Genomic DNA, 26,132 nt, shown 5'->3' with positions numbered 1-26,132 from the left:
ACGCCGATGATGATTTCGATGACCATCATGCTCGGAAATGAATTAGAAACGGTACCAGATTACTTTTTATCTAAAACAGAACAAGAAGAGAGATTAATTTTGATCAATGCCTACTCATCCATTTGCGTGATGTCATACCAATATTTTTAATTTTCGCAACAATTTTTCTGCCTTTTCAACTTCCTGACACGGCACCATAACTTTTATTTCGTTTACAATATGCCCGCCGCTGTCACCAGCAGATCTGAAGAGTGTATACACAAATCGAGGACCGCCTTGGGGCTGTGTACGACAGAAAAGAATTGGATGAAAGCCATCCTGCTCAAGACACGTTTTAGCATGCTGTGCAGGCGTATCATTAAGAGAACCGTAAATACGAACCATCCCTTCATAGATTTCATACTCAGCATGTTTGTCACAAAGAAATCGCTCATTGGAAAATGCGCCACATTTTTTACAATATGGAAGCGAACAAATAATACAAACACCTTCTGCATTCACTTTGGGATGTTGATGACATTGAACATTATCAACTAAAATAGTGCCGCAATGAGGACAAAATTCATCATCATTCTTTACATCATTGTTGCAATGAGCACAAGAGAGGATTTCTTCTTCAATATTTTTCATTTTACCTCCGATTGAAATATTTTATCGTTTTACACCACGTTTTGTTCAACTATCATGATATACCCTATCTGTTTTTGGTTCTCCAATAGTTCTTTTTAAGGAATTAGACTGAAAATGTCTTCCCGAATATTTTCATCTTAGCAAAATCAATTTCTTTGTTTGTGTAAATTCTTTTGTGGTTAGCGTGTAGTAATATATCCCGCTTGATAAGCCTGATGCATAAACATCAATTTTATGTTCTCCCGAAGATTTGAGATCGTGCACCAGGGTTTTAACTTGTCGTCCCAACATATCATATAGAGCAATATTCACATGCGATTCTTTTGGTAAATAGTATCGAATAATCGTATGCGGGTTAAATGGATTGGGATAGTTCTGCGACAAACTAAACTCAAGTGGGAAAACAGAGGTTACATTCTCAATAGAAGTCACATCTGTTAATAATTTTATTTGCTTGAGATCCACCGTACCGGACGAAACAATCTGGACAGGATCTAATCGAATCTGCTTGATCGTTCCTATCCATTGAGAATTCTTTGACAGATCAACAACATATGTCGTAAATCCTGTATCATTAGCTTTAATTGGAATTCCAGGTAAACTCATATTTTGCGTAAATTCAGTATTGACATTCGTTGTCCAAAAGAATCCAGCCAGATTGTCACTAGTGTTATTTTTCATCGTAACGCTGACATGCTTAAATACACCCGCATTTAAGGACAAGCTATCAGGCGAAATAAGATAGGGGTCAATTCCTTTTATCATCAGCGTATAGATCCCATTTTGCATTGTATCTTTGAGATTGTTCGCCAGATTCCATCTTTTGCTATCTGATAAAAAATTCCATTCCCCTGCAGGTGACGATATAAGGATTTCCAAATTAAAATTATTGTCATACACTAATTTTGTATTGTTCTTATTTAAAATTAAGTCATTAAGATCTTCACCGCACATCATTGCTATGATAAATTTTTCTCGTCCGTATTTTTTTAGCGGGAATGGACCGGAACCACTTACGATACTAATATTGGAGTTGACTATTGAAGTATCTTTAAATCCACGTGTCATTACTGACCACATTACCGAATCATTTTTGGGCCAAACACTTGTTGGACCTTTATCACCAAGCATGTTTATGTATGCTGATTGAAGACCTATCTGATCTTTTTCATCGTTATCCGTCCGATCAAAATCCGGTTCACCCGCCGTCGGAAGGCCATCCCCTTCACCAAGATCTGAAGTTCCTGGAATTCCATCAGCTCCAACATCATCCGTTGCCGCACTCCAATCATGATCATTATCAATGCCATCATCCTGCCGTTCATCAACAATACCATCACCGTCATCATCAATCCCGTTTGTTGAATTTCCTGGAGTTTCCAGAAGTGCATGTCCATAATATCCGGTTTTGTATGTACCGTCCCACCCTTTTCCGGATGGTGCCCACGCATAGGTTAAGTCGAGCGAACGATCAAACCGAGCACTATTATTTACTGAACCTATTCCGGGATCAGTAAATACTCCAAACGCAGCAGAATCATACGTCTGATCAGAAATATTGATCACATCGTACATCCATAACACAACATCTTCTAGTGCTTTATGTGTGAACTGAAATCCTCGTACTTCTATTCTCAGCCCCAAACCTCCACGGATTGAATCTGACGGAATCGGATAAAAACCCCACGGTGGATTTGTATATTCCTTGTCTTTGGAATCATCCATCACATAAAACGTCTCATAAATTTTTTCCGAAACACTTTGTCCAAAATAACCATACCATTTTCCATTCCAATCAGAACTTAATCCAAGCGCCGCAGGCCACGAAGCAGGCCAGGAATTTGGATCGTTACTTTTTGCAATAGATGTTTGGTTTGAATTAAAATATCCAGGAATTGGTTCCATGCCCCATATCGTTCTCGTGACAGGATCATAATCCATTTCTTCACGATAATTTGTTTCAATGGAACTGATGGTAACATTTTGCCCCAACATGTTCTTGATCTGTATTTTCGCACCGACCATAAACGTAAGCCCGTCTAAGTGTCTGTGACCTGATCCTTTGGGCCACTCAAAATGGGGTCCACTGACAGCACCAGAGAACCAATCGGAGACTTCACCATCATTGAAGAAAATTGTACGAACTAAATTCCCGTCAAAAATGGATTTTTTTCGGTTTGAGATATCTCCTTTCTCATCTGCTCGATATCGCTGGATTTCATTCGGCACTTGCCCTAGCAACAGAAAAGAATTGAGACAGATAAATCCAATAATTATTTTGAGCTTCATAAAATCTCCTGGGAACTTGAACTAATCCCAATGTGCTTTTGAGTGCCGACTAATTGAAACGGGTTATAAGTTTTCTCTTCTAGACTTTTGGATTTGTCTGCCAAACCAAGAGCCGATACTTGCTATACTTAATACTAAAATAGCCCCGGTTAATAATTCTCTCAAAACAGTAAAATTGTATTCAAGTGTTGCTTGGAATTTGATCTGATTTGACACAAGAAAAAGTATACCAAGACAAACACAGGCAATGATCGTTTCTATAATGATGTTCACTTTCGCCAGAAACGCAGAAATGCCGGCAATAATAAATATTCCGGCAAACGACCAAGCACCAATAATCTTTATTGAAGTAGTCGTCACAATTGTATGAGTGAAAAATCCTCCGGGCACAAGAGAAAGAGGAAGATAATACAATAAAATATACAGCAACAGAGTAATGCCGACCCACTTCCAATGGAAGGGGCTTTTATGTAATTCAATTTCCGACATTGATATTCTCCATATTGAGAAACAGTTACAATTCTAGCTCTCCGTTTTAATTGCAAGCGCAGAAGGTGTTTGACAACCGACGATCGCCGGAACCTCGTGGATGAGTTCATCATCCTCAAGGGAAGTAACCATAAAGAGTGCAAAGTTTATAAGGCGCGTGAGCGACTGTTTAGAGCGCAGCGTATTATGAAATATTATTTTCTTTTATCTATCTATCAGCTGATGCAACACACAACAAAGCAGACATCTTCTATTTAAGAGTGAATGAGGTAATGCTCAGACGCTCTTTTAAGTATCGCCTGCCTGAGTTTGTGCTTGAATAGGAATCCTCTGATATAATCCCAACCCCTGGGCAAAAATAATAATAATCGATCATAGATAATCGATACTCATAACAATGAAAGGTACCCGCTGGGACTGTTATTACAGTATCCGCTGATTGAAGAAACATCGGGTCTCCACCTAAACTCCAATTGTCTCCGGCATTAACAGGGTATTTGAAAAATAGTCCCTGGAATAATCCAGAAGTACTATTCGACATTACCCAAAGGCCTTCCGATCTGTTTGTATAGAACATCGTCCCACCCGATCCAGTGCCGGTGATGTGATACCATGTTTCGCCAGAAACAATAGTGTCCGTTGTAACGACAAATGACCCGAACCCCGACTTGATCACTGTTCCTGTTGTATCATATTCAACAGTACTGAAAGCCCATGTGTTACCCGGTTTAAGTGGCCAGATTTGCTTAACACTCGGCGAGGTATCAACGGGATTGTCTTTTTCACATGAAGGGAGAACGAATACTACAAAACAAAATAGAAATGCATTTGCAAACTTTTTCATTGTATTTCCTTTCTATGATTGGCGTACGGGTTTCCTTTCGTAATACTGTAACACTCTGAGCCATAACAGAATAAATCTCCGCCAAAAATAAGGTGGACAAGCACGCTGTGTGTTAACCTGCCTGAGTGACGTTAGTCAGGAGGGCGTTCCCGTGCCATTTTTGCATCCAGTCATTTTTGGCCGATGTGGTTGATAAATATTTCTTTTTTTTGTTATCTAAACTTAGAGTACATCGCAATTATCAGCCAGTTCTGAGAAAAGTAAAGCATCAGATTGGAGCGCCTGATTAGGTGGTTTCCTTTGTTGTTAAAAAAGTTAGAGAAAACCTTTTTTCGTCATAATTATTCTGTACATTGATATTATTTTTAATTGTACTCTGTTTGAAAATATATTTACATCACTCTCCAATATATTTCGCGCCTCTTTAAAATCGCCTTCATGATATTTTGACACTACTTTGGCTGCATATTTATGAAATTCTTTATGTGTTTCTACCAATTCAATAAATTCCTTCTCTTTTCTGAATTTGTCTTCCGACTGATATATCCATTTCCCCAAAGCACATTGATTATCTTTTTGTATTACTTCGGCATCTAATGCTTCTGTACTTACTCCATTGATTAATCGATCTAATCGGTCTTTCCACGCTAAGTGTGCTATTATTACTTCCTTCATGTTCAGTCCTTCAAACGATTCTTCATGGCTGTCAAATTTTAATTCTCCTGCATCTTTTCCTGCTAATGTATCTTTTAACCAACTTAAAACACTCATTTATCTACCTCTTATATTTTGATTATACTTAACACGTGAATTATTTTCTTTGTGAATTAAAAAACCGCCTAACGGACGGGAGCTAAGCTGCGTTGTGACGTTGTGTCGCGGACGCGAGCCCGATTAATTTGTCGATAACTGTTTGAATCGTATGTTGTTTTTAGATATTTCAACTTTGAATACAAAAATCGCGGACCCGGTCACAACGTCAGCCTTGAGTGATTGGTTAGGCAACGGAAATTTTGAAAACAACGTTACCATACCCACGGAATCAATTTGTAGGGAGTTTTTTTTGAGTATTCTATGTATCCTTCTAATTCTTCCTTCAATGTCTTGTCTTCTAAAGATGTGCGAACACACAAAAGAGCAATAGAAAAGAATGATGGGATTACACTCCACAATGAGCCCAAAACAAATGGGATTCCAATTGTTGAAATTATTATACCAATGTATCCTGGATGCCGAACTACTTTATAGACACCCGATTGACAAACTGTATGCCCACGGTCTTTCTGAATTCTCACAACCGTCGAAAAAAATTTATTTTCGCTTCTTGCAACAAGGAAGACAATTTGACCTGCAATCATCAGGAATACACCTACTGCATTAATCCTCAAAGAAAAATGTGGCGACCATTGATAGCGACCAGTGTCTAATCCTGCAATGACAACAGTAGAAATAAAGATGAGAAAAGAAAACCCTAATAGTAATTTATCCCAAGACTTCGTCCCTTCTCCGGGTTTTGTCCGCTCTCTCATTAATTCGTCGTCGGTTCGAATTGCCAGAACATTCATTAATGTGGCCGTGAAACTAGTTAATAAATATATCCAACCTTCGAAATAATTGATTCTGCCGGCAGAAATGAACAAAACTATTGAAAATAAAAATGATGAGATAAAAGCATTGAGCACAAATTTAGTCTTCAAGGTTATTTCCTCCTGAATTACTCAATTAAATTCATTCAACAATTTTTGTTCCCGTTGCCTAACTAACAATTAGACTGTATAAGAATAAAAATAAATTTTGCGAGTAATGTAGAGTATCCGTTTTCTTGAATCAATACCAAGATGAAGGTATTTTTAGCAGAAATGATACGATTATGTCTGATTTAGGAAGGATGATTTACGAAATGAATTTTTGGTATTTGTCACGATGTATCGTTATCACGTTGCGGTTTTTACCACTTCTAAAATCTTATGCTCTTGATTTTTAATGAGCAAATAAAATTTACACTTTAGACATTCTTCAAATTTATCCAAAAAGGCACTCTGCACTTCTCCGTTACAAAGTGTATCCTCCACCAGCCAACAGAATCGTCCCCCATTAATGCCATTATTGATCTCATGATATTTTTCCTCAGAAGCAGCAGGACAAACTCCAAGCGCATCGACATACTTCCCTCCAATTTCACGTCCGCATTTTTTATATTCCCAGCAGTTGATATGTTTTTTCCCCATAAACTATCTCGCTTTGTGATCAAGTGACATTCGGTTTCTTGGAAGTGTCTTACAATCCCCTTTGAAGACTCTTCTTGAATCATTGATGGAATAAAACATTACAATTATTATACCATTTTGAAATCTTCCAAATTCGGACAAAATGGAAGATTAAAATTTACACTTGTTTCACAATTGAAAATGAAGAGTAGAGATTCTTGATGTTGGAAAGATGTGTGACTTTGTTGGGATAAATCGATTGATTGAGAGTTCTTAAAAACAACTCTGATCAATAAAATAATATTTGTTCGGATTCTTCATCCTGTAAAAAAAATTGGAGAAAGAATAACAGTGTTATAATGTTTATAAATCGTTTCGTACGACGACCATGTGTCTGGTCTCTTGTTTCTGGACCAACAAAAAGAAAGCGCATTTCTGGCAAAGCTCAAACCTATCAATAAACGCTTCGTTGGATATTCTTGAGCAATTAGTCTCCTCAACGAACCAACAGAAACGACCGCCGTTTCTTCCGTTATTAATACCGTTAAATTTATCCTCAACTGTGGCCGGACAAACTCCCAACTGTTCACTATTCTCCCCTCCGGGTTCACGCCCGCATTTCGTAAACTCCCAGCAATTGATGTTGCTTAGTTGAATAGTCATTATTCTATTTTGCCATAATGGATTCTTCCCCTGAAAAATTCCATTACCAGCGACAAATATTTGTATATAGGTACTGAATTATCTCATCACGCGCTATATTCAATCGATTAGAATATTCTAATCCAATGGGGGATATTTTCATGACGCGTTTAAGAGGGTATGGAAAAATTGATACGCCAGCAGACTGTATGATATGCCGGAATAATATAGAAAAACAAATCCGGAGATTATTCCGCGCCAGCCGGATTGAAGATACATTCCGATAAATGTATAGGTTAAGATATTTGCTGTTGGTAAAAAACAGAAGGAGAAGAATTTTCCCGCTTTTTGAAGATCGGTTTGCGCACCGTGTGTTTCAAAATAGGTAGAACCGAGATGAAATCCGATCGAAACGCCAATGCCGATCTCCAGCCAATAATTCTGTTCAATAAAAAGACGAATGACCAACAGGACGGCCGTAATGGTTGGGAAAAAGTACGGGGCAATAGTAATGAGCCAATTGCCCGATCCACCATTGTACACTACATGCCCTCCATCGTGCGCAGTTATATGCATCCCTTTTACTGAATATCCGGTGAGGAGGGCAAAAAGTGCATGTGTGCATTCGTGCTCAAGTGTCGATAAATAGGAGCCGAGCTCCTGTCGTTTGAAAATAAAAAACCATAATACTAAATAACTGAATAATCCAATCAAGATCGGCGGAATGTTATAGATGGAATATTGTTGCGAAGAGATGAATTTCCAAAAGAGCATGAGTGATGCAGGAAAAGACCAAGCCATCAGCAATGCGATGGGCCATTTGAGGGTGGTAATGATTTTGTTGAGCATAACATCTTATGAGAATTCACCACAGAGACACGGAGCCACAGAGAATTTAAAAGAAACAAATTTTGAGACTCCTTGCGATGAAACTTTTATCTATTTGAGATGTCTTCATTTTTTTAAATTTCTTTGTTCCTCTGTGATTACGCCTTATTTTTTAATCTCCTTTTCGATTTTCTTTTTCGCCTCTTGAATATCTTTATTCTCTTCGACAGATTTCTTCGCTTCTTTTGCCGTCTCTGTTCCGGTTTGAATCGTATCATCTATCGCCTCTTGAATATCCCCTCCCGTATAATGAACAAACGCCAAATATGCTATTAGGACTACAATAACAAAGATGATCAACTTGATCACTTTTTTTATAATTGCAAAGACCAGCGCTACAACAATTGCAATCGCAATTATGGTATAGAGTGGATTGGAGAGAATTTGATCGAACAATTGTGTCATTCTGTTTTTCCTTTCAAAAAAAGATATGTCATCCTAAAATATTTAAATATTGTTTCAGAAATTCTCTATCAGCATTTTGTTAATTCTTACGCTCAGATTCCCGGCTTGTCCAAAGGATACCTTCAGCGCGGCAAGCAGGTTCGTTCCGAAAATGATATCGGGACTCAGAATGAGACAGTCTAATGGTATTTTTTAATCTCTCGCTCCTTATTCGTTTTTGTGATTGTTCAACTGCTACCATATTCTCCGTAATGGATGTGCTTCAGTATTAAAGATAGTGACATTCAGATCAATCGTTTCCGGAGGAGCAAACAAGAGATACAAATATTTAAGAGTCTCCGCTAAATAAAAACTCTCCATCATGTCCCGTTGTTTTTTTGTGACAACGTCGTCCAGTTCAGCATAACCATGTTCCGTCCGGCAATATCGTTTCAGCGATTCAAAGAAAGTTTTCCCCATTTGTTGATACAATGTATCACCGGTGATTTTATACAAATAATATGCCGACTCCATAATTTCCGGGCGAAGCGGGTATCCATTATAAATGATCGTATCGTTGGAATAATTAAATGCCTCAGGTTCAATGCCAAAATGAGTCCACATATAATAATTCGATTCCTGTAATTGTTTGGCCCGCTCTACATCTCCTGTATATGCCAACAAACCGGGAAAGAATGCTTCCAATCCTCCCCACCGCTGCAGATATTTTTTTCCGGTATTCATATCCACGCGTGCATACCATAATTTTCCATTCACCGTATCCGGAAGATGTTTGTTCAATACCGAAATACTCTCCAACCACATTGTGCGGCATTCTTCATCACCGAACAACTTCCAGCACTTATACAAATACTCATAATACGAATCGATCAATCCTCCTAAATGACTGCGAGGACTTGTCCATTCACCGGTGTTGACATTAATACTTTGTCCAACCAAACCGATGGATGAACGACGTTGGTAAAGGGCAACCAACGCTTTTTTTGCTTTCTCGTAATAGATAGGTTTGCCGGTAAGTTTAGCCAGTGTTCCAAATTCAATCAATAACGTTCCTGCTTCTGCAGGATTTGTTGTATCACCGCTCACCGCTCCTGTTTTCAAATTGATAAATACGTGAGGAAGTCCCGTGGGAGAATTGAATACGGGAAGAAGTTTTTTGCCAAGATCATCTGCAAGAGTGAGAAATTTTTTATCGCCCGTCGTTTGATAAGCGGAGAGCAGCCCTCCGAGAACTCGGATGGTAATTTCAAAATTCTTGACTGAAATATCTTTATCAAACGAAAGCGTAGAAAGAATCAGATTCTGTGTCTCTTTTGCTTCTTTGTCCAATCCCATCACAAGCATTGTGCTAAAAGCATCGACTGGAGTGAGCAATAATGTTGACTGATGCCAGTTATATGGCGTTTTTGACAGGGGCTGCACACCATCGCTTCCCCACGCATATTTTTTGTATGCATTCCATGAATGAAGAAATTCTTTCTTCACATCGTTTGCTAACTCATCGGCATCTGTAATTCGATCTGTTTGTCCCAGCACACTTTGGAAGGAAACGAGAACAAAAAGAGTGATGAATCGATACTTTTTCATGCGCAAGAACTTTCAATTGTCTGCATCGAAGATAGTTTGATGAGGGGGCAAATGCAATAGGAATTGAGTACAAAGAAGTCGTGAAAAATAAATATCGGAACTTTTTACAAGGAAATTGTTATTGCACGATGGTATGGGATGATGCTGAGGAAAAACGGTGTGGAAGGTTTTGTGTTTTTGTTGTGTATTGTATTTAGATGCTGCCTTAAAAGTGAATGACCGTTGTGAGGAGTCCTTTTAGGCATGATAAAGTCCCGCAGTACGGAATGCCTCACTGAGGCACATTCTCTTCTTAGTTTTTAGGTTGTTTTTTCCGCCTCTGGTCGAAGACTCGACTCGTCGTCCGAACTCGCAATGACTATATTTTTATTCTTAAGTGGCTTCAAGTTTTCTGTTAGACCTGTAAATAGGATTTAATCATTATTACCATTTTCTTTGTAAGCATTACTGCACGTTTTGCATCCGAAAAACCATATTGACGAATCTCCGGATCCGGATCGTAATTTTCTAACTCATTGGTATAATGAAGTATGTCAACCCAAATATCATCCTGCTTTGCATATTTGTGGTCTTTATTTCGCCAATACGTTCTGATATATGTGTCGATGGGAATTGTCGGATCATCTGCATGGGCGAGAATATCTTCCATAAGAGGGAGCAGTATTTTTAATTCTACTTCTCTTCTGGATGAAAGATCAAAGGCGGGGAAATTAATCGTTCCCCAGTATTCCTTAAGATCCCCGAAAAAGGTAGTAATATTGTAAACTCGGCGTGGCATACCTTCTATATAACACTTTACTACATTTTTCGCAATCACGTAAATACGTTATTTTAAAAATAATGTAACTATTCAGCGTTTATGATTTTTTGCCACTAAAACACAAAAACACAAAATTTCACCATCCATTTTTTTTGGTAATGGTTCAAATTCTTTTTGTGTACTTTCGTGTTTTCGTGTTTCGGTGGCATGTTTTTGAATTTTTATGTAATTCTGCTGAGCAGTTACAAAATAATAAAATCATAGACATTTGAGTAATTTATGCCTCTAATGCCAACGCAAAAATATACCTGGAGATTCAAGGTGTTTTTACCAATATACATAATTGTCCGACTCCAATAGGGTCCAACTGGATTTTAAGGGGATTTTTCTCGCGAGAGTTATTTTGAAATAAAAGAGACGATCTTTTGAATAGCAGGATCTGAAATATTGACCATCTGTTCCACTGTTCCCATGTGAGTCCGGTTTGGCAAGATCTCATATTCTACTGACGCATAGAGTTTTTTTGCTTCCGCCATAAACTCCAGAAGGGACTGTTGTTTTGGAGGATCATACAACTCCGCATCAGCAAGGATTAACAGCATTTTCGGCATTGATGCATTCACATGACGGATAGGAAGACTGTTCACAAAGTTTTGTTTTGAACCGAAGATCTTAAAGAACCAATCATTTCGAAACAGTCGTTGTTCTTCATCGGCTGTCAGGGATTGCAGACTTCCGGCATCGCTCATCATAGCTCCAAGTGATACACAACCTTGAATATCTGATAATGATAAACCGAATTCTGCAACATACATGGAATCAGAACAGATGAGAGCGGCAAGTTGTCCTCCGGCACTGTGTCCCACAATATAAATCTTATCAGAATCTCCCCCATAATCAGCTATGTGATCTTTGAGCCATCGAATGGCTTTTGCTGCATCGCGAGGTTGTGCTGGCCAGACGGAATCTTGCAGAAGACGATAACTCATAACGGCACAACCAATTCCCGATTTTTGGAATGCCTCTCCTATCTGTGCATAGGGAAAATCTTTTCGGTCACCGGCAACAAAACTTCCGCCGTGTATAAACAGAATCACCGGAAATTTCTGTTGCTGAGGAATATATAAATCCAACGAATTTTTTTGCGATACAGAATAAGAAATGTCTGTTTCAATGAGTCCGTACGGTGTTGCGGTCAGTTCGGGAAACGTAACACTGCGATTGGTGAAAATGATGAAGAAAAGAATGAAAGTAATTGTCGAGCTTCGCTGTTTCATATAAGAAACAGTTACGAATTCAATGCGGGGGTGTTGCATTACGATTGTAGTGAAAATATTCTGCTACAATTGTAATAACATGACAGACTTGTCCAAAATACATTGATAAAAACAACAAGATTCTTCACTCTCTTCTTTTCTTGACGGAGCAAGAAAAGAAGCAAAAGAACTCCTTGCGAAATTTAACGCGCGCGATGAATCCTCGACGAGTCGAGTCGTCGACCGTTCGCTCTTGCCCGTTGATGGCGCGACTCGCGCCATCAAAAGTCCCGTCATTCATCGCTTTCCCATTCGCTCAATCCTCCTAAATTTCGCACCAACGCACTTAGTTACAATCTCTACAAAATAAAAAAGAGGACTTACTACTTGTTATCAAAATATATTTGCCCAATTTGAGACGCGCCGGCCTATTTTGCATTCACTTACCATTTATATTGGACAGCTGTAACAACATGAAGGAATTTAGAATTATTGAGGTGTTAAATCGGATAGGTTACTTTTTAATCCGTGCAAGAACATAAAAATTTTCACCCGGTATGTCCCGCCATCTGCCCACAATGGTGATATTGTGCAATGAAGCGTCTACTTTAGAATCTTGAATGGCGGAATATGTTTCATCGTTCTTTTTGACGAGCGCTTGTGCGAGGACATTCTGCATTTTTGCTAGGGACATGACTGCGTTTTCTTCGGCCTCTTTCCATGAACTGAATTCATAAAAATATTGGCGTGATTGTCCTAATGCATAGAAATATTGAGCGTCTTGCGGAATTTTAGAAGTCCACTCCGGAGCTTTTAACTTGGAGACGTTTACCACGGAATCGGAGAGGTTAAATGTCGTGCAATTGGAATCAGCAAAGAAAACAAATGTCATGGACTTGGTATAATATGATTGTACAATTTTGTGGCTGCCAATGATGCGATCCGAAGCGGTCACATCATACACCATTTCAAAATTGTTTCCCATATCTTTCGATCCATGAGGCGTATCCCATGTTGCTTCGCCTCCCTGAACGGTCACAAACTGATTTCGCGCCATCAGCTCGCAACCATAACGGAAAGCCTGAACGAATGATGAATCTTTCATAATCGACGACCGGCAATACCCAACTCCGTAGGAAGAACAGTTGGACTCTTTAGGGTTAAGGAACCACACAGGATACACCTGCGAATATCCATTGCTGATGACGATACAAAGAAAAACTAAAACCTTCATTCAGACTTTCCGCTATAAAAAAATTACTTCTTCTCTTCCATCTTATTCATTTCTTGTTCTAGTTCTTTAAACGATTGTGAAGCTTGGAAACGCGTATAAAGATTTTTGTTTTCCTGGATCTGTTTTGCAAGGGCTTCTTTTGCTGCTCCGAGCGGTAACTCCACTAACACATAGGCTACCCATTTGTTGCCGTCTTTGGAAGCTTTGCGATATTTTTCTTTTGCGCCGACGAGTGTTTGCTTCGTGACGGATTTAGAAACTTGTGTTGCTTCTTCCAGCAATTGTGTGTCGCCGCCTGTGCCGACTTCTTGGGCAAACTTTTTGGTCAATCCGCTGAGATTGGATTCCATTTGCTGACTCAAATCCAACATGCAATCTTGTTTTGCTTTGTTGATGGCAAATTGCTGCGATTGTGATTCTGCAGTTGCTCGTGCAAACAGTGTGTTCGGATCTGACGGTAATTCATTTTCCCACCATTCCGGAACATCGCCAACCACTGTTGGTTTCACTTCCGGCTGACTGCCTCCGCATCCAACGAGAAGTATTGCAACAAATAGTGCTGCAACAATAGATTTAAGAACCTGCATATTACCTCCTATGAGTGATTGTAAAAACAGTGAATGTTACTATACATGCTAAATGGGGTATGCGAATATAGAGAGTTTCATAGAAAAAAGAAAGTTATGATAGTGCTAATTACCGGTAATTTGATTTACCTCACGTACCTGTCCTTGTTCAATGGTAAATACTTTCCAGATCGTTCCCTCCTTTTTTCGCGGCACCTGAATCACCTTGAGTAATTTCCCATCTCCATACACTTTCACAGTCGCTTTCGAGTCAGACAATGCCATTGAATTTTTATTATTCTGATTGGAATAATCATGGATAAAATATTCGTACGACGATTTTATTGACACTTCGTTGACAGTGATAGTTTCCGGACCATATCCCTGAGTTGCATCGATATCCAGCAGACCGGACTGATCAGCCAACACTTTCATATTGCGATAGGAAATATGATATCCATTGTTTCCGGCTTTTACAAAATGTGCATCGAGGTCGCGCGGATCCTTCTCCCAATCCACGACAATACGAACAAATTTGATATCCAACATCGGCGAGATGGAAATACGATTAAAAAATATTGTTCCTGCCATAATTTCGATCGGAAATTCCGTTGGGATATATCGATCAGCACGAATAATCACCTTGAGTATGGCATTCTCCGAAGCGGGTGAAAATTGCACTTTCCCTTCTTCATCCGTAACGAATTCACCGACTGTTTCGATGGAGACATTTCCTCCGACAACCGGTTTTCCGTTGACGGCATTATAAAATCTCAGCGTCAGATTGCCGGAATCCAATTCATCAAATGCATCGTTGGATTTGGTCGTGATCTGTGCATGAAGAAGGAACGATGAAACAATGAACAACAATATATTTTTCATATGGGCTCTTGCGGTTTTTGTCGAAGAACAATGGTTGAATATCTAAACGGCGAATTTTCGTTCAATATTTTCATTGCTTTGAACGATAAGCGAAGACCGACAATCAATGAAATCAATGCACCGAAAGCGAGCAATTCAATATTATCAATGGAGAGGAAAAAATCATACGCACCGTGAAACATCACAGCCGTACCGATGCCGAGAAAAAGAAATGGCGTATGATGATTTCTGAATTTTGCCAATCCAACGAAATATCCCATCAACACCGCAAACGCTGCATGTGCCGGAATGGCCGTAAAAATTCTCAAAATTGCTACATGAAACCCGCCATCCATTACATACATAATGTTTTCGGATGTGGCAAATCCCATCGAGACCATCACGGCATAGGTAATCCCGTCAAACGGTTCGTTGAAGTCCGACTTTGCATAGGCGATACCGTACAGACAAATAAATTTGAGCAATTCTTCCGTCAATCCGATAAAGAAAAAATTATTAACCATAGCATGAACAACAATGGCATTATCAAGAGGGAAAAAATCAAACAGTCCCTTTTCAATTACAGCTGCCGGCAAGACAATCAGAAAGCCTGCAAAGAATGTCTTCAGCAACAATGATAACGGTTCCCGTTCATACTTATCACGAAAATAGACATACAGTGCAATGGCAGCACCTGGAGCAATAGCTAGTCCGAAAAGAGTCATTTCCATTATTTTTTCATCTGTTCAAGAATTTTCGGAATCACTTTTTTCTGCAGATCGGCTCCGATCTCGTCATATGCTTTCATTCCCGCTTTTTCGGAATTGATGCTTATCCCTTTTACATTATTGAAAGAGGTTTTATAAATTTCCTCTCCCGAGTTCAAGTCAGTTACGGAAATATTTGCATCAACATACACCGTATACATTCCGCTGTATTCCCCTCCATCACGACCGTTCGCTTTCACGGAGATCAAAATATTTGCCTTTGCGGCATCTTCAACAAAAGAGAATCCCTGTGTCGATAATGTATTCTTCAGTAACGGCTCAATTCGGGGAAGCTTTAATGGATTACCGAATAACGCTTCTTCCGTCTCAAAAACAATCGACAAAGAAATCACATTCAGCGTGAAACGTGTCATTGGGAGCGAAAAACTTTTCACTAAAGCGACAATAACCGGCGAGGCTGATTCTCCTAACAGTGCTATGGGATCAGCTTCCGCTTTGACAAGCTGTAATTTATCCGTTGCAATTACTTTTGCTATCTGTGTGGATGCAATACCATCCTTGTCTGACCGCGCCATAGGAAGAATATCACCTGAGCCACGAATAAATGAGAAGCGAATAGGAAAATTTGTAATCACTGCAGTTGTGGCTGTATTTGTTACAATCACTTCCAAAGGTGTGCGGAGCGGTTTGCCGACTTGTGCCTCAACCTTTCCGTTTTTCGGTTTCAGTTCAACGGAGTTTAATATGGATTGAAGTGAAGAAAAGATTTCATTAACCAAAAAGATTTTACCAGTACCGTACTGAACTTCCATGGTTTCGTTGAGAAATTTTTCTACTGATGATAAGGCCTGAATGTATGCCTGCAATGCATCACCAATGTTATTTCCCTTTTCGGCATTCTTTGCTTTCGTGTAAAAATCCAACGCCAGTGCAGAAGCTTTACGGAGTTTCTCCGTTTGAATCCGTTTATATTCTGCAATCGATAAACGATGATAGACCCAATATTGATCTTCACCTTCCCACGTATCGACGATTTCGATTCCCTCAAGGTCTGCCTTTGTAGAAGTTTGGACTGCCGATTGAAATTCTTCACTGAACTCCCCCAGCTTTTCCGTCAATTTGCTTTTTTGTGATGCGTCGATCGATACAACAATCTGCTGCGCAATGTCGTTCAGCGCTGCATCCTTCGCTTTCTGTAAATACTCGTTTGCCGTTCCTGATTTCGGGACGATTCCAATACCATGATAATATCCCGGAGTATTTGGTCTCTTTACTGCCCAATCCGGTTTTTTACCTTGCGCCGAAATGAGAGAAATAGAAAGAAAAAGGAAGAGAAGATTTTTCATAGAGGTGAAGAATAAATGAGTGAAGGTATCAACGAGCGTAAAGATACATTGACACCTTCTCATTATCAATCAGAAAAATACCGATATTAATTCGGTTTTGACGGAGGTAACGGCAAACCGTCCGTACCAACTGGAATCACGCTTTCTTTTTTACCGCCAAGAAGCACAGCAGCGCCACCCCCAACAAGCACAGCGCCTCCAACGTAATACCATAGATTGCTCTCTTCAACATACGTTCCGGCAATTTTTTGGGCTGCAATATTTATTTTGTCAAACAATTCTATTTGAGAGCCTTCAAAACGAATGGAGGCCGCATTATTATCCATTTTTTTCTCTTTCAGATCGATCTTTTGAATGGCGATTGTCCATTCATCAGCAAACTTTCCAATACTCCCCTTAAAGACTTGATTTGTTTTTCGTTCTATTCCAGCCAGAAGTGCTTTTGATTTTTCATCGACCGTTCCGGTTTCATATTGGCGAATCACGGCATTCAATTCGTCTTCGCTCAAGGGAACAATTTTATATTTTCCTGTTCCTTCAAGATTGCTTTTGAATGCCTGCTGCAGTTGGAATCCATCGTCGACGGAAAGATCGCCGGAAACTTTCAGCGTTGCCACTGCGGCTTTGATGAGAGTCTTGTCGTCTTCCGTAGTTCCCGGATCGTAAATATCAATCTCCCGCAATTCGTAGTTGAGAAGAGCATTTTCTGGCGAGACGTTGATGGTATCAATAATCGTGACAAATCCTGGTTTCGTCAATTTAATAACATGCGTACCGATCTTTAACTGAGGTGTCTTTTTGGATTCTTCCTTTGAATTATCGATGAACAGTTTTGTCCCATTGGGAGAGATAAAAAATGTGACCGGAATGGATTTTTCACCGGTGATCGTCAGTGACCACGTCTGTCCGCTTTTCAAACGAATTCCAATATCGCTCAAAATAATTTTCAACGAAGTATACTCGTCCACATACACTTCTACCACCCGCTCATCCGGCGATAAGAAAACAAAATGACGTCCCGGTTCGCTGTTCACCTTCACCACACCGTTGTAGGAATTGAACCGCATCCCTTTCAAATCTGTATTGACAATAAGACCGGCACAGGTAACACCATTATCATCTCGAATCTCTTTCCCGACTAATTCGTTCGGTTCCATTTTTGGTTCACCCACAACTTTCATTTCGGAGACAAGCTGTGAGAATCCGATAGTTGCAGTGGAGAGAACAAGTATGAATATGTTCAATAATATTTTCACAAGGTCACCTTCATTATTTCATTAACAACATTTTGGTGGTTTGAACAAATGTTTTTGATCCGTCTACACTTCGCGCGTTGATCCGACAGAAATAAACACCGCTCGAAGCCATTGTATTGGATTCATTTGTTCCATTCCATTGCACAACATGATATCCTTCGTTCTTCGTTTCTTTCACCAATGTTTTTACTTCTTTGCCAAGTATATCAAAGAGAGTGATTGATACAATGGATGCCTTTGGAAGAGCATATGTTATTGTGGTGGACGGATTGAACGGATTCGGATAGTTTTGATTCAAGGCATACTGTAACGGAATAGTTGAGACACCAAGATTGTTTTGTTGAACAAAATCTTCTGTGCCGACCAGAATTCTGAATTTTTTCGATATCTCCTTCTTTGCGGAAGGAACAGTAAATGCATTTGTCTTTCTTAGATCAACTGCCGTTTTCGCATCGGCATCGATTAAGACGATCCTGAATTGTTCCGGAACAGATTCCCACTGATCAATAGCGAGAGAAATATTTTCCGACGATGAATTCGTATTGAGTTCAAAGTCCCAATATTTTCCCTCTTTCGTTACTTCACGGAAATCATATCCATAATGATCGGGCTTCACTTCCCAATCATTATGATTAAATCGAACTTTCAGAAATTCCCCAGGTTGTTTTGGAGATTCTTCTACATCATTCTGGTCGTATCCATCCGACGCATCGTTCTTGACGCCAATGAAATTATAATTGTCTTCAACATCCCCTGCTGATGCTTTTAGCTGTAGTAGCCATTCTCCTGATTTGATATTTGGCGCACCGCTTTGCGATAATCTCGGCAATACAGATGGTGTTCCCGGTTCAGCCGGACGAATACCGATGGTAACAGGATTCACATTTGTGTTTTTTACAAAATAGCCAGTCCATGGCTGCATTGTTATGGACTGCACAAAATCGACTCCGTTGTAATCGAACAATGCGCCGACATTTGTTCCTTTGCCGGTGACGGAATCCCACGAGACAGTGAAATTAAACGGATTACCGATTTGATTCCATTCACTCTGGAGATCGATATTGAATGTACTGCTGGCTGAAGTAACTTTCCCCGAACCGCTTCGAATCTTCTGCGGATTTGCTGTGATGAACCAATATCCTCTTCCGGCAGCAAACGTCTGGAAGGAAGGATTATTATGTTCAACATAACCTCCTCCTTGATATCGGAACAAGCGCCATTTATTTTTGTCATATGCGCCAAAATTTTTGAGCACAGTATCAACCGACCCGCTGGTCACCGTAAGAGGGACAGAAATCATTCTATAATTAGTCTGTTTTGTACCGGCAGGCTGATCTTGTGTTTTTACAATACCGGTAGGATATTCCACTGTCACAAAACTCATTGGCAGCGAAACGGTCTCAACACCGTTCGATATCGTTATAAAATAGACTGCTCCGCGGTCAGAAACGATGCTTGCAGGTATTGTTCCCTGAAATCTCATTCCATCAGCCGTTGCCATTTGCAGCGAATCGAATTTTGTTGCTCCCGCTTTTTTGTAATAGAGCATCGCAACAGCATTTGAACCTAAACTTGCGGTCAATCTGACGCCGATTTGCTGCGGTTGATTTCCGCCGACAACTATTGGATTTGGTGGAGCCACATTGGTATCGATATTGACCGCAAGAATTGCACCATTGCCTGTTGCATAAATACCGTAACGAGACGGGTTAAGATTACCGATCAAGATGAGTGAATCGGTATAATCCGTCACTGCAAGAGGTGTAAAAGTTATAAGCAGAGAGTCAGATTTATTCGGAGCTACTTTTAAAGAACTTTTATTGACGGTGAAGAATGATGTTTTCTTTGCCATGAAAACACTATCAGCACGCAGTGTATCATTACCGGCGTTCTTAAATTTGAAATAGATTGCATTCGGTGTCTGCACTTTTGTAGCACCAAAGGCAATCGGATTCATTGCTGTTTCAAGAAGCGGCATGGGAGTAATAACGCCGTTGCCTTTTAAATTAACAACCCGTGACGATTTTGTAGTTGCATCAGTTTGAATTGTAAGAGTGCCTGTTACACTTCCGGTAACTGCCGGCTCGAATTTCACCACGATGGACTTCGAACTATCCGGTGAAATTTGAAGAGGAACTGTTTGTGTCGTAGTGAATAATCCATTGTTGATGGAGAGCGACGATATGTTCAACGTTCTATTCACTCCAGTACCTTTGTTGCTGATGGTAATATTTCTACTGGATGAAAAACCGATTGTCACACTTCCGTAATCCATAACGGTATCCGAAAGAACAAAATTACTTAATGGCGGCCCGTTTGTTCCCTCTCCTGTCATCGGAATCACCAAAATAGAATCTTTCCCAGCACTATTACTAACGAGTGTTAACGTTCCGGTAAATACTTTAAATGTATTCGCCGTCGGTTTAAATTTCACACTCATCTGTATCTGATTATTGAAGAGTATGTTATACGGCAACGATTGAGAATAAGTCGGTTTGAACACATTCGTATCACTGGAGGTGATGCTCTTTAATGAAAGTGTTTGTGTCCCCACATTGCCGATCGACAATGTCAAGGTGCTATCTTTATTATCAACTGCCCGTGAACTTATGGCGCCAAAATTCAACGTGGTGTCACTTGGATTGATGGTCGGATTGGGATTCGTGATCGCCGTGCCGTACATATAAATTGCACGATTTTCAATGGTTTGATTAAATCTATTCCGAACAGAAATGCTGAATGCATAATTGTTATAGGTGCCTTGAGATGTCGGTGCAAATCTCACCGTTACTTTTGCTGTATCGCCGGGTGCATTCGGAGCAAGTTTTGTTTTACCGGGTTGATACACAGTGTACGGCGTGGCGGAACTAGCGACAGTTACCAAAATTGTATCCTGGCCAGTGTTCGTCAGAATCACAGAAGCGAAGTTTGTTGTGCCGACCGATTTCGTCCCATATTTCAATGTATCAATCGAAACAGAGAGTTTACCGATTGCCGTATCTGCCATTGCTGCAACAGGAAGAGTATACGTCGGTTTTGCAGAATCATTGGTCGTGAATTGAATGAAATTTTTAATTTGTCCGAATTTTACCGGTTTGTAAGTCACAGCAATCAAAGCACTATCGGTCAAGTACGAATCTTTTGCGATAACAATGGAATCCTTCGCAACCGAATCTTTTGGTGCATACATTTTTACGGACCATTGTGTAGATGGTTTTGAAGCGACCTTAATACCTAGATTGGCATCCCCATTGTTTCGCAGATAAAATGTTTTTGTCACGCTGTCTCGTCCGCTGTAAAGATTTCCGAACCGAAGAGAATCAACAACGGAACTGACGAGGATAGGACGGGTAAGAATTGAGAAGAAGGCACTCGATATCGGTCCCCATTCATTCTTGTCCGATTTGAATCGCGCAGAAACTTTATGCTGCCCCAATGCAAGACCTAATGCAGGAACGGAAAATGTATCTGCATATACCGCACCTCTTCCTCCGTTGGTCAACGAGAATGTTCCTCCGCGGGGCGCTGTGGAAGCACCTTGACCGGGATCGGTATTTCCGAAAAAATATTCCATTTGTGTAATCAATGGTGGTGCAGAGGATTGATCAATAACAAATTGCTGTGCTACCTGTGCTCCCCAGTTTCCGGATCCATCCTGAAAACGGACATACAATGTATGCTTTCCGTTGCTCAACGTTGCAGGGAGTGTAATGGAAAGATTTTGCGCATCGGCGTAGGAAGAATCTGTTGTGCGAAGCATTGTGGTAATGTCAGTCACACCCGATGTAGGACGATTGAAACTGTTAAACCAATATTCTCCTTTCGCAATCCGTTTCTCAACGAGCGGAGCAGATTTTCTGAATTGCGACACCATCGCAATACCCCATTTTCCATTCTTGTCCTGTGTTCGGAAATACAACGAATGTATCCCGTTGGAAAGTGCTGACACATCAGCACTCAGATTTTGAAAAAGGATGTAATCATTTGCATCGCTTGTTGTTGTGTCCACAAGAACAGCATTCGCATTGGGAGTTTGTGTATCGAACCAGTATTGTCCTTTTACCACTCTGTTTTTCGTCGGTGGATTGTTAATATAAAATGTTGATGTCTGCGGTTCACCCCATTTCCCTTTCGAATCCTGAAACCGGACATAGAGAAGATGTCTCCCCAGACTTAACGTTGATACATCAATATTCGAAACGGAAATGGATGCATAAATTGAATCTGAATCGTAGGTAAGACTGGAGACGGTAACGGCATTCGTCGGCGTTACTGCATCAAACCAATATTGACCCTTCACGAGACGATTCTGCACAATGGTCGTTTGTGTAACAACAAACGACACACTCATCATTCCGAATAGTACTATTTGAATTATTCTTCGCATTGATATTCACTATTTTTCAGTTCGCTGTTCCATTCGATGAATTAATTGTTTCTTCCCGGAAATCCGCTGACAGTACCGGTAGCATTGATTTGAATCGTGCCATTTGGAGATGCTACTGCCGGACTAATGGAAATATTTGTTACTGAAGGAAGAATTGGTCCACCGTAATTAGATGGGAAAGTATAAGGTCCGCCGTAAATGCCGCCGTCCGCCCTGTTGCCATTGGATGTTCCCGGCTGCTGTAAATAATCGACATACCAATTACCAAGAGGAGCAACGGCAGTCGCGCTTCCATCAATCGGTGAATCCGGAAATGGAGTTGTGGTGCTTTTGAAACGAAGGTCCGTATCAGTTGAAGGAGTGTCCTTAAAATCAAATCCTTGATCGAAACGAGTGAACATTGCAGAAAGATCCCCGCTCGATTTATCTAATGCATTCGCTGGCTCAACTGCGGTTACCGGACAATTAAATTTCCAATTACCCGAATACAATTGTGCATTGTTGGCTGCATTAACAATGTTAGCAACTTTATGGAAAATATTTCCGGCTAGAATCATACCGTCAAATGCAGTCCAATCACCATGAACAATAAGTGAATATTTTTCAATGAAATTATTAATAATCTGAATATTCGTTTGAGAGGCAGTTTGGGCTCTTAGAAATATTGCTGCCGCATTATTTGTTTGCGCACTGCCAGACATAATGTTGTTGGCAATGACAATATTTTGGAGTGTAACGTTGTATGAGCTATAAATCATGTTAATTGCGGTAGTTGCAACAAACATATTATTTCGAATGGTATCACCGTTATTTGTTGTCAAATTAACTGCCGCATTCAGAAAATAATTATTGGCTATCAAACAATTGTCTGCATTTGCATTGAGTCCAATACCGTTTCCTAAAAAACGGAATCCTTGAATTTTAGTACCATCGGCTGCATCAGCAATCGTAAACCACACATTCATAATATGTGTTCCGCCGTTTTTAATTTCACGGTATCCCGATCCCAGTATTGTTAACTTTTTATCGATTGTAACATCAGCTTCACGATATGTACCGGGAAGAACGACAACTGTATCATTCGTTACGGCAGCAGTGACGGCATCAGCAATTTTTGCATATCGCCCGGAACTGGATGCTCCGACACCGTCAACCACACGGATGGTCGCATGACCAATAAGCGTGCCGACGATAAAAATGGTAATCATGGTGAATATTTTTTTCATGATGGAGCTCCTGAATAAATTAATAAAAAATAAAATTTTTCTATTTTGGTGTTGCACTTCCTCCAAATGAACCGGTAACATTCACTTGAATCACTCCTTTTGGACTTATAACGACACCGCCTGTCCCTTTCGCTGTCGCGGAAATAGAACTGACGCCGGCAACTGTTGAAGCAACAAACGGACTTTTAAATGGAAACGGTCCGCCGAATATTCCGGCATCGGCTCGGTTTGTATTTGTTGTGCCGGGCTGCTGCTGCACATCCACATAATTCATCGGCATTGGCGAGATCGAACGATAACTAGCGTCGATCGGTGAGTTTGGGAAAATCCCAGCCGAAGTTTTAATCCTGAAATCCGTATCCTGCGCCGTATCTTCCACAAAAACAAAACCTTTCGCCTGATCGAATCTGGTGAAGAGAGGATCACCGCTTCCATTATCAACAGCATTGGAGGGCTGAAGAGGAGTTCCGGTGATACCGAACAGCCAGTTTCCGGTAAATAACTGAGCTGCATTGGCTGCGCCGGTAATATTAGTCACCTTATAAAAAACATTTCCTACAATACTCATTCCATCAAATACATTCCAATCGCCATACAAAACCGTTGTCGTCTCGCCAAAATAATTATTGTATATTTTTATTCCGGACTGAAATGCACTTTGCACTCGCAGATACACAGCCGCTACATTGTTTGATGGACCTGTTCCGTCAAAGATGTTATTGCAGATAACAACGTTCGCCAAACTAATATTGTAGGGCGTGGAGATAGGATTAATCGTATTGGGAAAGATGAAAATATTATTACGGACCGTATCGCCGGTATTCCCGTACATATAGATATTGGAAGCAAAGAAATAATTATCTGCTATAAGAATATTATCTGCATTATTTTCAATTGTTACCATCAACGAATCAAATCGGAATCCATAGAATCGGGAATTGTCGGCCGCATCAGCAAAACTCAATCCGACTTTTTTGATGACCGTCCCGTTTGATTTATATCCCGCCCCTTTGATCACAAGCTTTTTTGGAATGCTGATTGTTTGCGCTTCCGTATATGTCCCTTGAAGAACATCAATGGTGTCCCCTGCTGCTGCTGCGGTGATTGCATCGGAAATTTTTACATATTTTCCCCCGCCTCCGATTCCGTCAACTATCCTGCGTGTTTGAGCTGTCACCAAGAAACACAGCCCAAGGAGTACAGCAGCAATCTGGAATATTTTTTTTCTCATATCATTACTCTTTTCGATAATTTGCACGATAATGCACTATATACTTGTTTTCTCGCGCATGATTCAATGACTCATATGAGTCATTTTTTTTACTTGCTCCATTCATCGTACAATCCCATTCGTTCGCTCACTTTTGCAACGTACGAGCGTGTCTCCTCAAACGGAAGATTCTTTTTCAGATGTTCAAATAATTCATCCGAAGTTAAAGCATTCATTTTCGGCAGGGCTTGATTTACATTTCGCTTTCCGGTAAACGCCTTTGCTACATTGCCCGGTCCTGTATTGTAAGCTGAAATAGCGCAATAGATTCTGCTTCTCGGATCTTTTACACCGCGAAATTCTACTGTCAGCAATTTTGTTAAATAGGCAGTTCCAAGTTCGATATTATTGTCAGCAACATACAGATATTCACCGGTAACGAGTGAATCTTTTTTATGCGCAAAGAAGAACGCATCGCGTGCGCCGGACTTGGGGACTAATTGCATTAAACCAAACGCAGGAACAGGCGATTTTGCTTTGGGATTGAAATAACTTTCTGTATGCATAATGGCATAGACAAGAGTAATATCAATTCCAAATCGATCTGATTCCGCTTTCACCCTTTCTCTAAAATCCGCTGCACGTTTCTTGACATGGTTTGGAACAAGAGGCATTTGCACACCAACCACAACGCGTTTTATTCCATCTTTTCCTGTAACAACTTCTTGAGTTACCTCCGCTTTCTTAATTGTTTCTGCCGCATATTGTTTTGCATTGTTCTCCGTAACCGGTGTTCCATCCGTTGTGGCGAGTTGTTCGGCAATAATCGGTTTTTTTTCAGGTTTTATGTCATTTTTCTTTTCGAGTGGATCAGTTCCGCCTTTCGTCACAGCAAGTTCTGCAACCTGATCTTGAAGTTTTTGCTGAACAACAACCGGATTCTTTGCTTCGGCTTCGGTGACAACAATTTCTACTTTAGCCTGACCAGCTTCAAAATCGATCGATTTACGTGATGTAAAACCAGAATCATAAGCAACGTATTCCTTCTTCGTGCTTGTCTTCACATGGTTTTTTCCCCACTTCTTTTCGATCTGGCCGGTATACTCTTTGAAGAGGCGCTCTTGTTCCGATACATAATCATCAAACTGTTTCGTCACTTCCGCCTTGTATTGAGCAAATGCTTCCTCCTCTTTTTGCACTCCCTGCTGTTGTTGTTTCACAAATTTTTCATATTCATTTGCTCCAGAGGTATCCTGAGCAAATAACGATAGTGTCATCATTATGACGGCGAAGAACATTGCAAATATCTGTCTCATAGTTT

The 26,132-nt window shown here is 40.2% G+C and carries 22 protein-coding genes and 1 pseudogene; all 23 read right to left on the bottom strand.

Translation table 11 applies throughout. The annotated features are described in order from the left end of the window. Positions 1–132: 132 nt before the first annotated feature. Entirely contained in the window at positions 133–630 is a 498-nt protein-coding gene (locus tag WDA22_03860) for a zinc-ribbon domain-containing protein (GenBank protein MFA5832595.1), read from the bottom strand. Positions 631–762: 132 nt separating this feature from the next. Continuing rightward, positions 763–2,919: a T9SS type A sorting domain-containing protein gene (locus WDA22_03855; protein MFA5832594.1), complete on the bottom strand. Its 2,157-nt coding sequence runs from the start codon at positions 2,917–2,919 to the stop codon at positions 763–765. 63 nt (positions 2,920–2,982) lie between these two features. Further along, positions 2,983–3,408 carry a hypothetical protein gene (locus tag WDA22_03850; protein MFA5832593.1) on the bottom strand — a complete coding sequence of 142 codons (426 nt, stop codon included), beginning with the start codon at positions 3,406–3,408 and terminating at the stop codon, positions 2,983–2,985. Between the two features lie 33 nt (positions 3,409–3,441). Further along, positions 3,442–3,573, bottom strand: a pseudogene (locus tag WDA22_03845) (NAD(P)-dependent oxidoreductase). A gap of 85 nt (positions 3,574–3,658) precedes the next feature. Then, positions 3,659–4,252 (bottom strand): hypothetical protein, encoded by a 594-nt coding sequence (locus WDA22_03840; protein ID MFA5832592.1) that lies wholly within the window; start codon positions 4,250–4,252, stop codon positions 3,659–3,661. 315 nt (positions 4,253–4,567) lie between these two features. Next, a complete protein-coding gene (locus WDA22_03835; protein ID MFA5832591.1) occupies positions 4,568–5,023 on the bottom strand; it encodes a CZB domain-containing protein in 456 nt (151 codons plus the stop codon). A 254-nt stretch (positions 5,024–5,277) separates the two neighbouring features. Beyond that, positions 5,278–5,949, bottom strand: coding sequence for an isoprenylcysteine carboxylmethyltransferase family protein (locus WDA22_03830; GenBank protein ID MFA5832590.1), 672 nt, complete (start codon positions 5,947–5,949; stop codon positions 5,278–5,280). A gap of 237 nt (positions 5,950–6,186) precedes the next feature. Beyond that, entirely contained in the window at positions 6,187–6,480 is a 294-nt protein-coding gene (locus WDA22_03825) for a hypothetical protein (protein MFA5832589.1), read from the bottom strand. Between the two features lie 780 nt (positions 6,481–7,260). Next, complete coding sequence (locus tag WDA22_03820) at positions 7,261–7,950, bottom strand: M50 family metallopeptidase (protein ID MFA5832588.1); 690 nt, start codon at positions 7,948–7,950, stop codon at positions 7,261–7,263. Between the two features lie 144 nt (positions 7,951–8,094). Continuing rightward, positions 8,095–8,394 (bottom strand): hypothetical protein, encoded by a 300-nt coding sequence (locus tag WDA22_03815; protein MFA5832587.1) that lies wholly within the window; start codon positions 8,392–8,394, stop codon positions 8,095–8,097. A 234-nt stretch (positions 8,395–8,628) separates the two neighbouring features. Next, a complete protein-coding gene (locus WDA22_03810) occupies positions 8,629–9,981 on the bottom strand; it encodes a glycoside hydrolase family 47 protein (GenBank protein ID MFA5832586.1) in 1,353 nt (450 codons plus the stop codon). A 394-nt stretch (positions 9,982–10,375) separates the two neighbouring features. Continuing rightward, on the bottom strand, positions 10,376–10,759 hold the full coding sequence (locus WDA22_03805) for a hypothetical protein (GenBank protein MFA5832585.1): 384 nt from the start codon (positions 10,757–10,759) through the stop codon (positions 10,376–10,378). A gap of 380 nt (positions 10,760–11,139) precedes the next feature. Then, on the bottom strand, positions 11,140–12,018 hold the full coding sequence (locus tag WDA22_03800; GenBank protein ID MFA5832584.1) for an alpha/beta hydrolase: 879 nt from the start codon (positions 12,016–12,018) through the stop codon (positions 11,140–11,142). A gap of 493 nt (positions 12,019–12,511) precedes the next feature. Next, positions 12,512–13,231 (bottom strand): LPP20 family lipoprotein, encoded by a 720-nt coding sequence (locus WDA22_03795; protein ID MFA5832583.1) that lies wholly within the window; start codon positions 13,229–13,231, stop codon positions 12,512–12,514. A gap of 23 nt (positions 13,232–13,254) precedes the next feature. Continuing rightward, positions 13,255–13,818: an LPP20 family lipoprotein gene (locus WDA22_03790; GenBank protein ID MFA5832582.1), complete on the bottom strand. Its 564-nt coding sequence runs from the start codon at positions 13,816–13,818 to the stop codon at positions 13,255–13,257. A gap of 105 nt (positions 13,819–13,923) precedes the next feature. Then, entirely contained in the window at positions 13,924–14,679 is a 756-nt protein-coding gene (locus WDA22_03785) for a hypothetical protein (protein ID MFA5832581.1), read from the bottom strand. Continuing rightward, positions 14,676–15,389 (bottom strand): PrsW family glutamic-type intramembrane protease, encoded by a 714-nt coding sequence (locus WDA22_03780; GenBank protein MFA5832580.1) that lies wholly within the window; start codon positions 15,387–15,389, stop codon positions 14,676–14,678. Before WDA22_03780 ends, WDA22_03785 begins: the two co-directional genes overlap by 4 nt. After that, positions 15,389–16,732: an LPP20 family lipoprotein gene (locus WDA22_03775; GenBank protein ID MFA5832579.1), complete on the bottom strand. Its 1,344-nt coding sequence runs from the start codon at positions 16,730–16,732 to the stop codon at positions 15,389–15,391. Before WDA22_03775 ends, WDA22_03780 begins: the two co-directional genes overlap by 1 nt. 86 nt (positions 16,733–16,818) lie before the next feature. Beyond that, on the bottom strand, positions 16,819–17,988 hold the full coding sequence (locus WDA22_03770) for a hypothetical protein (protein MFA5832578.1): 1,170 nt from the start codon (positions 17,986–17,988) through the stop codon (positions 16,819–16,821). A 13-nt stretch (positions 17,989–18,001) separates the two neighbouring features. After that, positions 18,002–22,375, bottom strand: coding sequence for a choice-of-anchor D domain-containing protein (locus WDA22_03765; GenBank protein ID MFA5832577.1), 4,374 nt, complete (start codon positions 22,373–22,375; stop codon positions 18,002–18,004). A gap of 41 nt (positions 22,376–22,416) precedes the next feature. Continuing rightward, positions 22,417–23,601 (bottom strand): hypothetical protein, encoded by a 1,185-nt coding sequence (locus WDA22_03760; GenBank protein ID MFA5832576.1) that lies wholly within the window; start codon positions 23,599–23,601, stop codon positions 22,417–22,419. Positions 23,602–23,641: 40 nt separating this feature from the next. After that, positions 23,642–24,832 (bottom strand): hypothetical protein, encoded by a 1,191-nt coding sequence (locus WDA22_03755; GenBank protein MFA5832575.1) that lies wholly within the window; start codon positions 24,830–24,832, stop codon positions 23,642–23,644. Between the two features lie 89 nt (positions 24,833–24,921). Beyond that, positions 24,922–26,127 carry a murein transglycosylase domain-containing protein gene (locus WDA22_03750; protein ID MFA5832574.1) on the bottom strand — a complete coding sequence of 402 codons (1,206 nt, stop codon included), beginning with the start codon at positions 26,125–26,127 and terminating at the stop codon, positions 24,922–24,924. Positions 26,128–26,132: the final 5 nt, after the last annotated feature.

The sequence above is a fragment of the Bacteroidota bacterium genome, assembly GCA_041658205.1.
Lineage (GTDB): Bacteria > Bacteroidota > Ignavibacteria > UBA10030 > UBA8401 > UBA8401.
Note: the sequence above shows the minus strand (reverse complement) of the source record. Positions and strands in the feature narration are given on the sequence as shown.

Coding starts and splice junctions, on each gene's coding strand:
- WDA22_03775 (MFA5832579.1), bottom strand. CDS start 16,732: ATGAAAAATCTTCTCTTCCTTTTTCTTTCTATTTCTCTCATTTCGGCG.
- WDA22_03755 (MFA5832575.1), bottom strand. CDS start 24,832: ATGAGAAAAAAAATATTCCAGATTGCTGCTGTACTCCTTGGGCTGTGT.
- WDA22_03850 (MFA5832593.1), bottom strand. CDS start 3,408: ATGTCGGAAATTGAATTACATAAAAGCCCCTTCCATTGGAAGTGGGTC.
- WDA22_03855 (MFA5832594.1), bottom strand. CDS start 2,919: ATGAAGCTCAAAATAATTATTGGATTTATCTGTCTCAATTCTTTTCTG.
- WDA22_03860 (MFA5832595.1), bottom strand. CDS start 630: ATGAAAAATATTGAAGAAGAAATCCTCTCTTGTGCTCATTGCAACAAT.
- WDA22_03805 (MFA5832585.1), bottom strand. CDS start 10,759: ATGCCACGCCGAGTTTACAATATTACTACCTTTTTCGGGGATCTTAAG.
- WDA22_03800 (MFA5832584.1), bottom strand. CDS start 12,018: ATGAAACAGCGAAGCTCGACAATTACTTTCATTCTTTTCTTCATCATT.
- WDA22_03780 (MFA5832580.1), bottom strand. CDS start 15,389: ATGGAAATGACTCTTTTCGGACTAGCTATTGCTCCAGGTGCTGCCATT.
- WDA22_03795 (MFA5832583.1), bottom strand. CDS start 13,231: ATGAAGGTTTTAGTTTTTCTTTGTATCGTCATCAGCAATGGATATTCG.
- WDA22_03790 (MFA5832582.1), bottom strand. CDS start 13,818: ATGCAGGTTCTTAAATCTATTGTTGCAGCACTATTTGTTGCAATACTT.
- WDA22_03785 (MFA5832581.1), bottom strand. CDS start 14,679: ATGAAAAATATATTGTTGTTCATTGTTTCATCGTTCCTTCTTCATGCA.
- WDA22_03835 (MFA5832591.1), bottom strand. CDS start 5,023: ATGAGTGTTTTAAGTTGGTTAAAAGATACATTAGCAGGAAAAGATGCA.
- WDA22_03840 (MFA5832592.1), bottom strand. CDS start 4,252: ATGAAAAAGTTTGCAAATGCATTTCTATTTTGTTTTGTAGTATTCGTT.
- WDA22_03765 (MFA5832577.1), bottom strand. CDS start 22,375: ATGCGAAGAATAATTCAAATAGTACTATTCGGAATGATGAGTGTGTCG.
- WDA22_03815 (MFA5832587.1), bottom strand. CDS start 8,394: ATGACACAATTGTTCGATCAAATTCTCTCCAATCCACTCTATACCATA.
- WDA22_03810 (MFA5832586.1), bottom strand. CDS start 9,981: ATGAAAAAGTATCGATTCATCACTCTTTTTGTTCTCGTTTCCTTCCAA.
- WDA22_03820 (MFA5832588.1), bottom strand. CDS start 7,950: ATGCTCAACAAAATCATTACCACCCTCAAATGGCCCATCGCATTGCTG.
- WDA22_03825 (MFA5832589.1), bottom strand. CDS start 6,480: ATGGGGAAAAAACATATCAACTGCTGGGAATATAAAAAATGCGGACGT.
- WDA22_03760 (MFA5832576.1), bottom strand. CDS start 23,601: ATGAAAAAAATATTCACCATGATTACCATTTTTATCGTCGGCACGCTT.
- WDA22_03750 (MFA5832574.1), bottom strand. CDS start 26,127: ATGAGACAGATATTTGCAATGTTCTTCGCCGTCATAATGATGACACTA.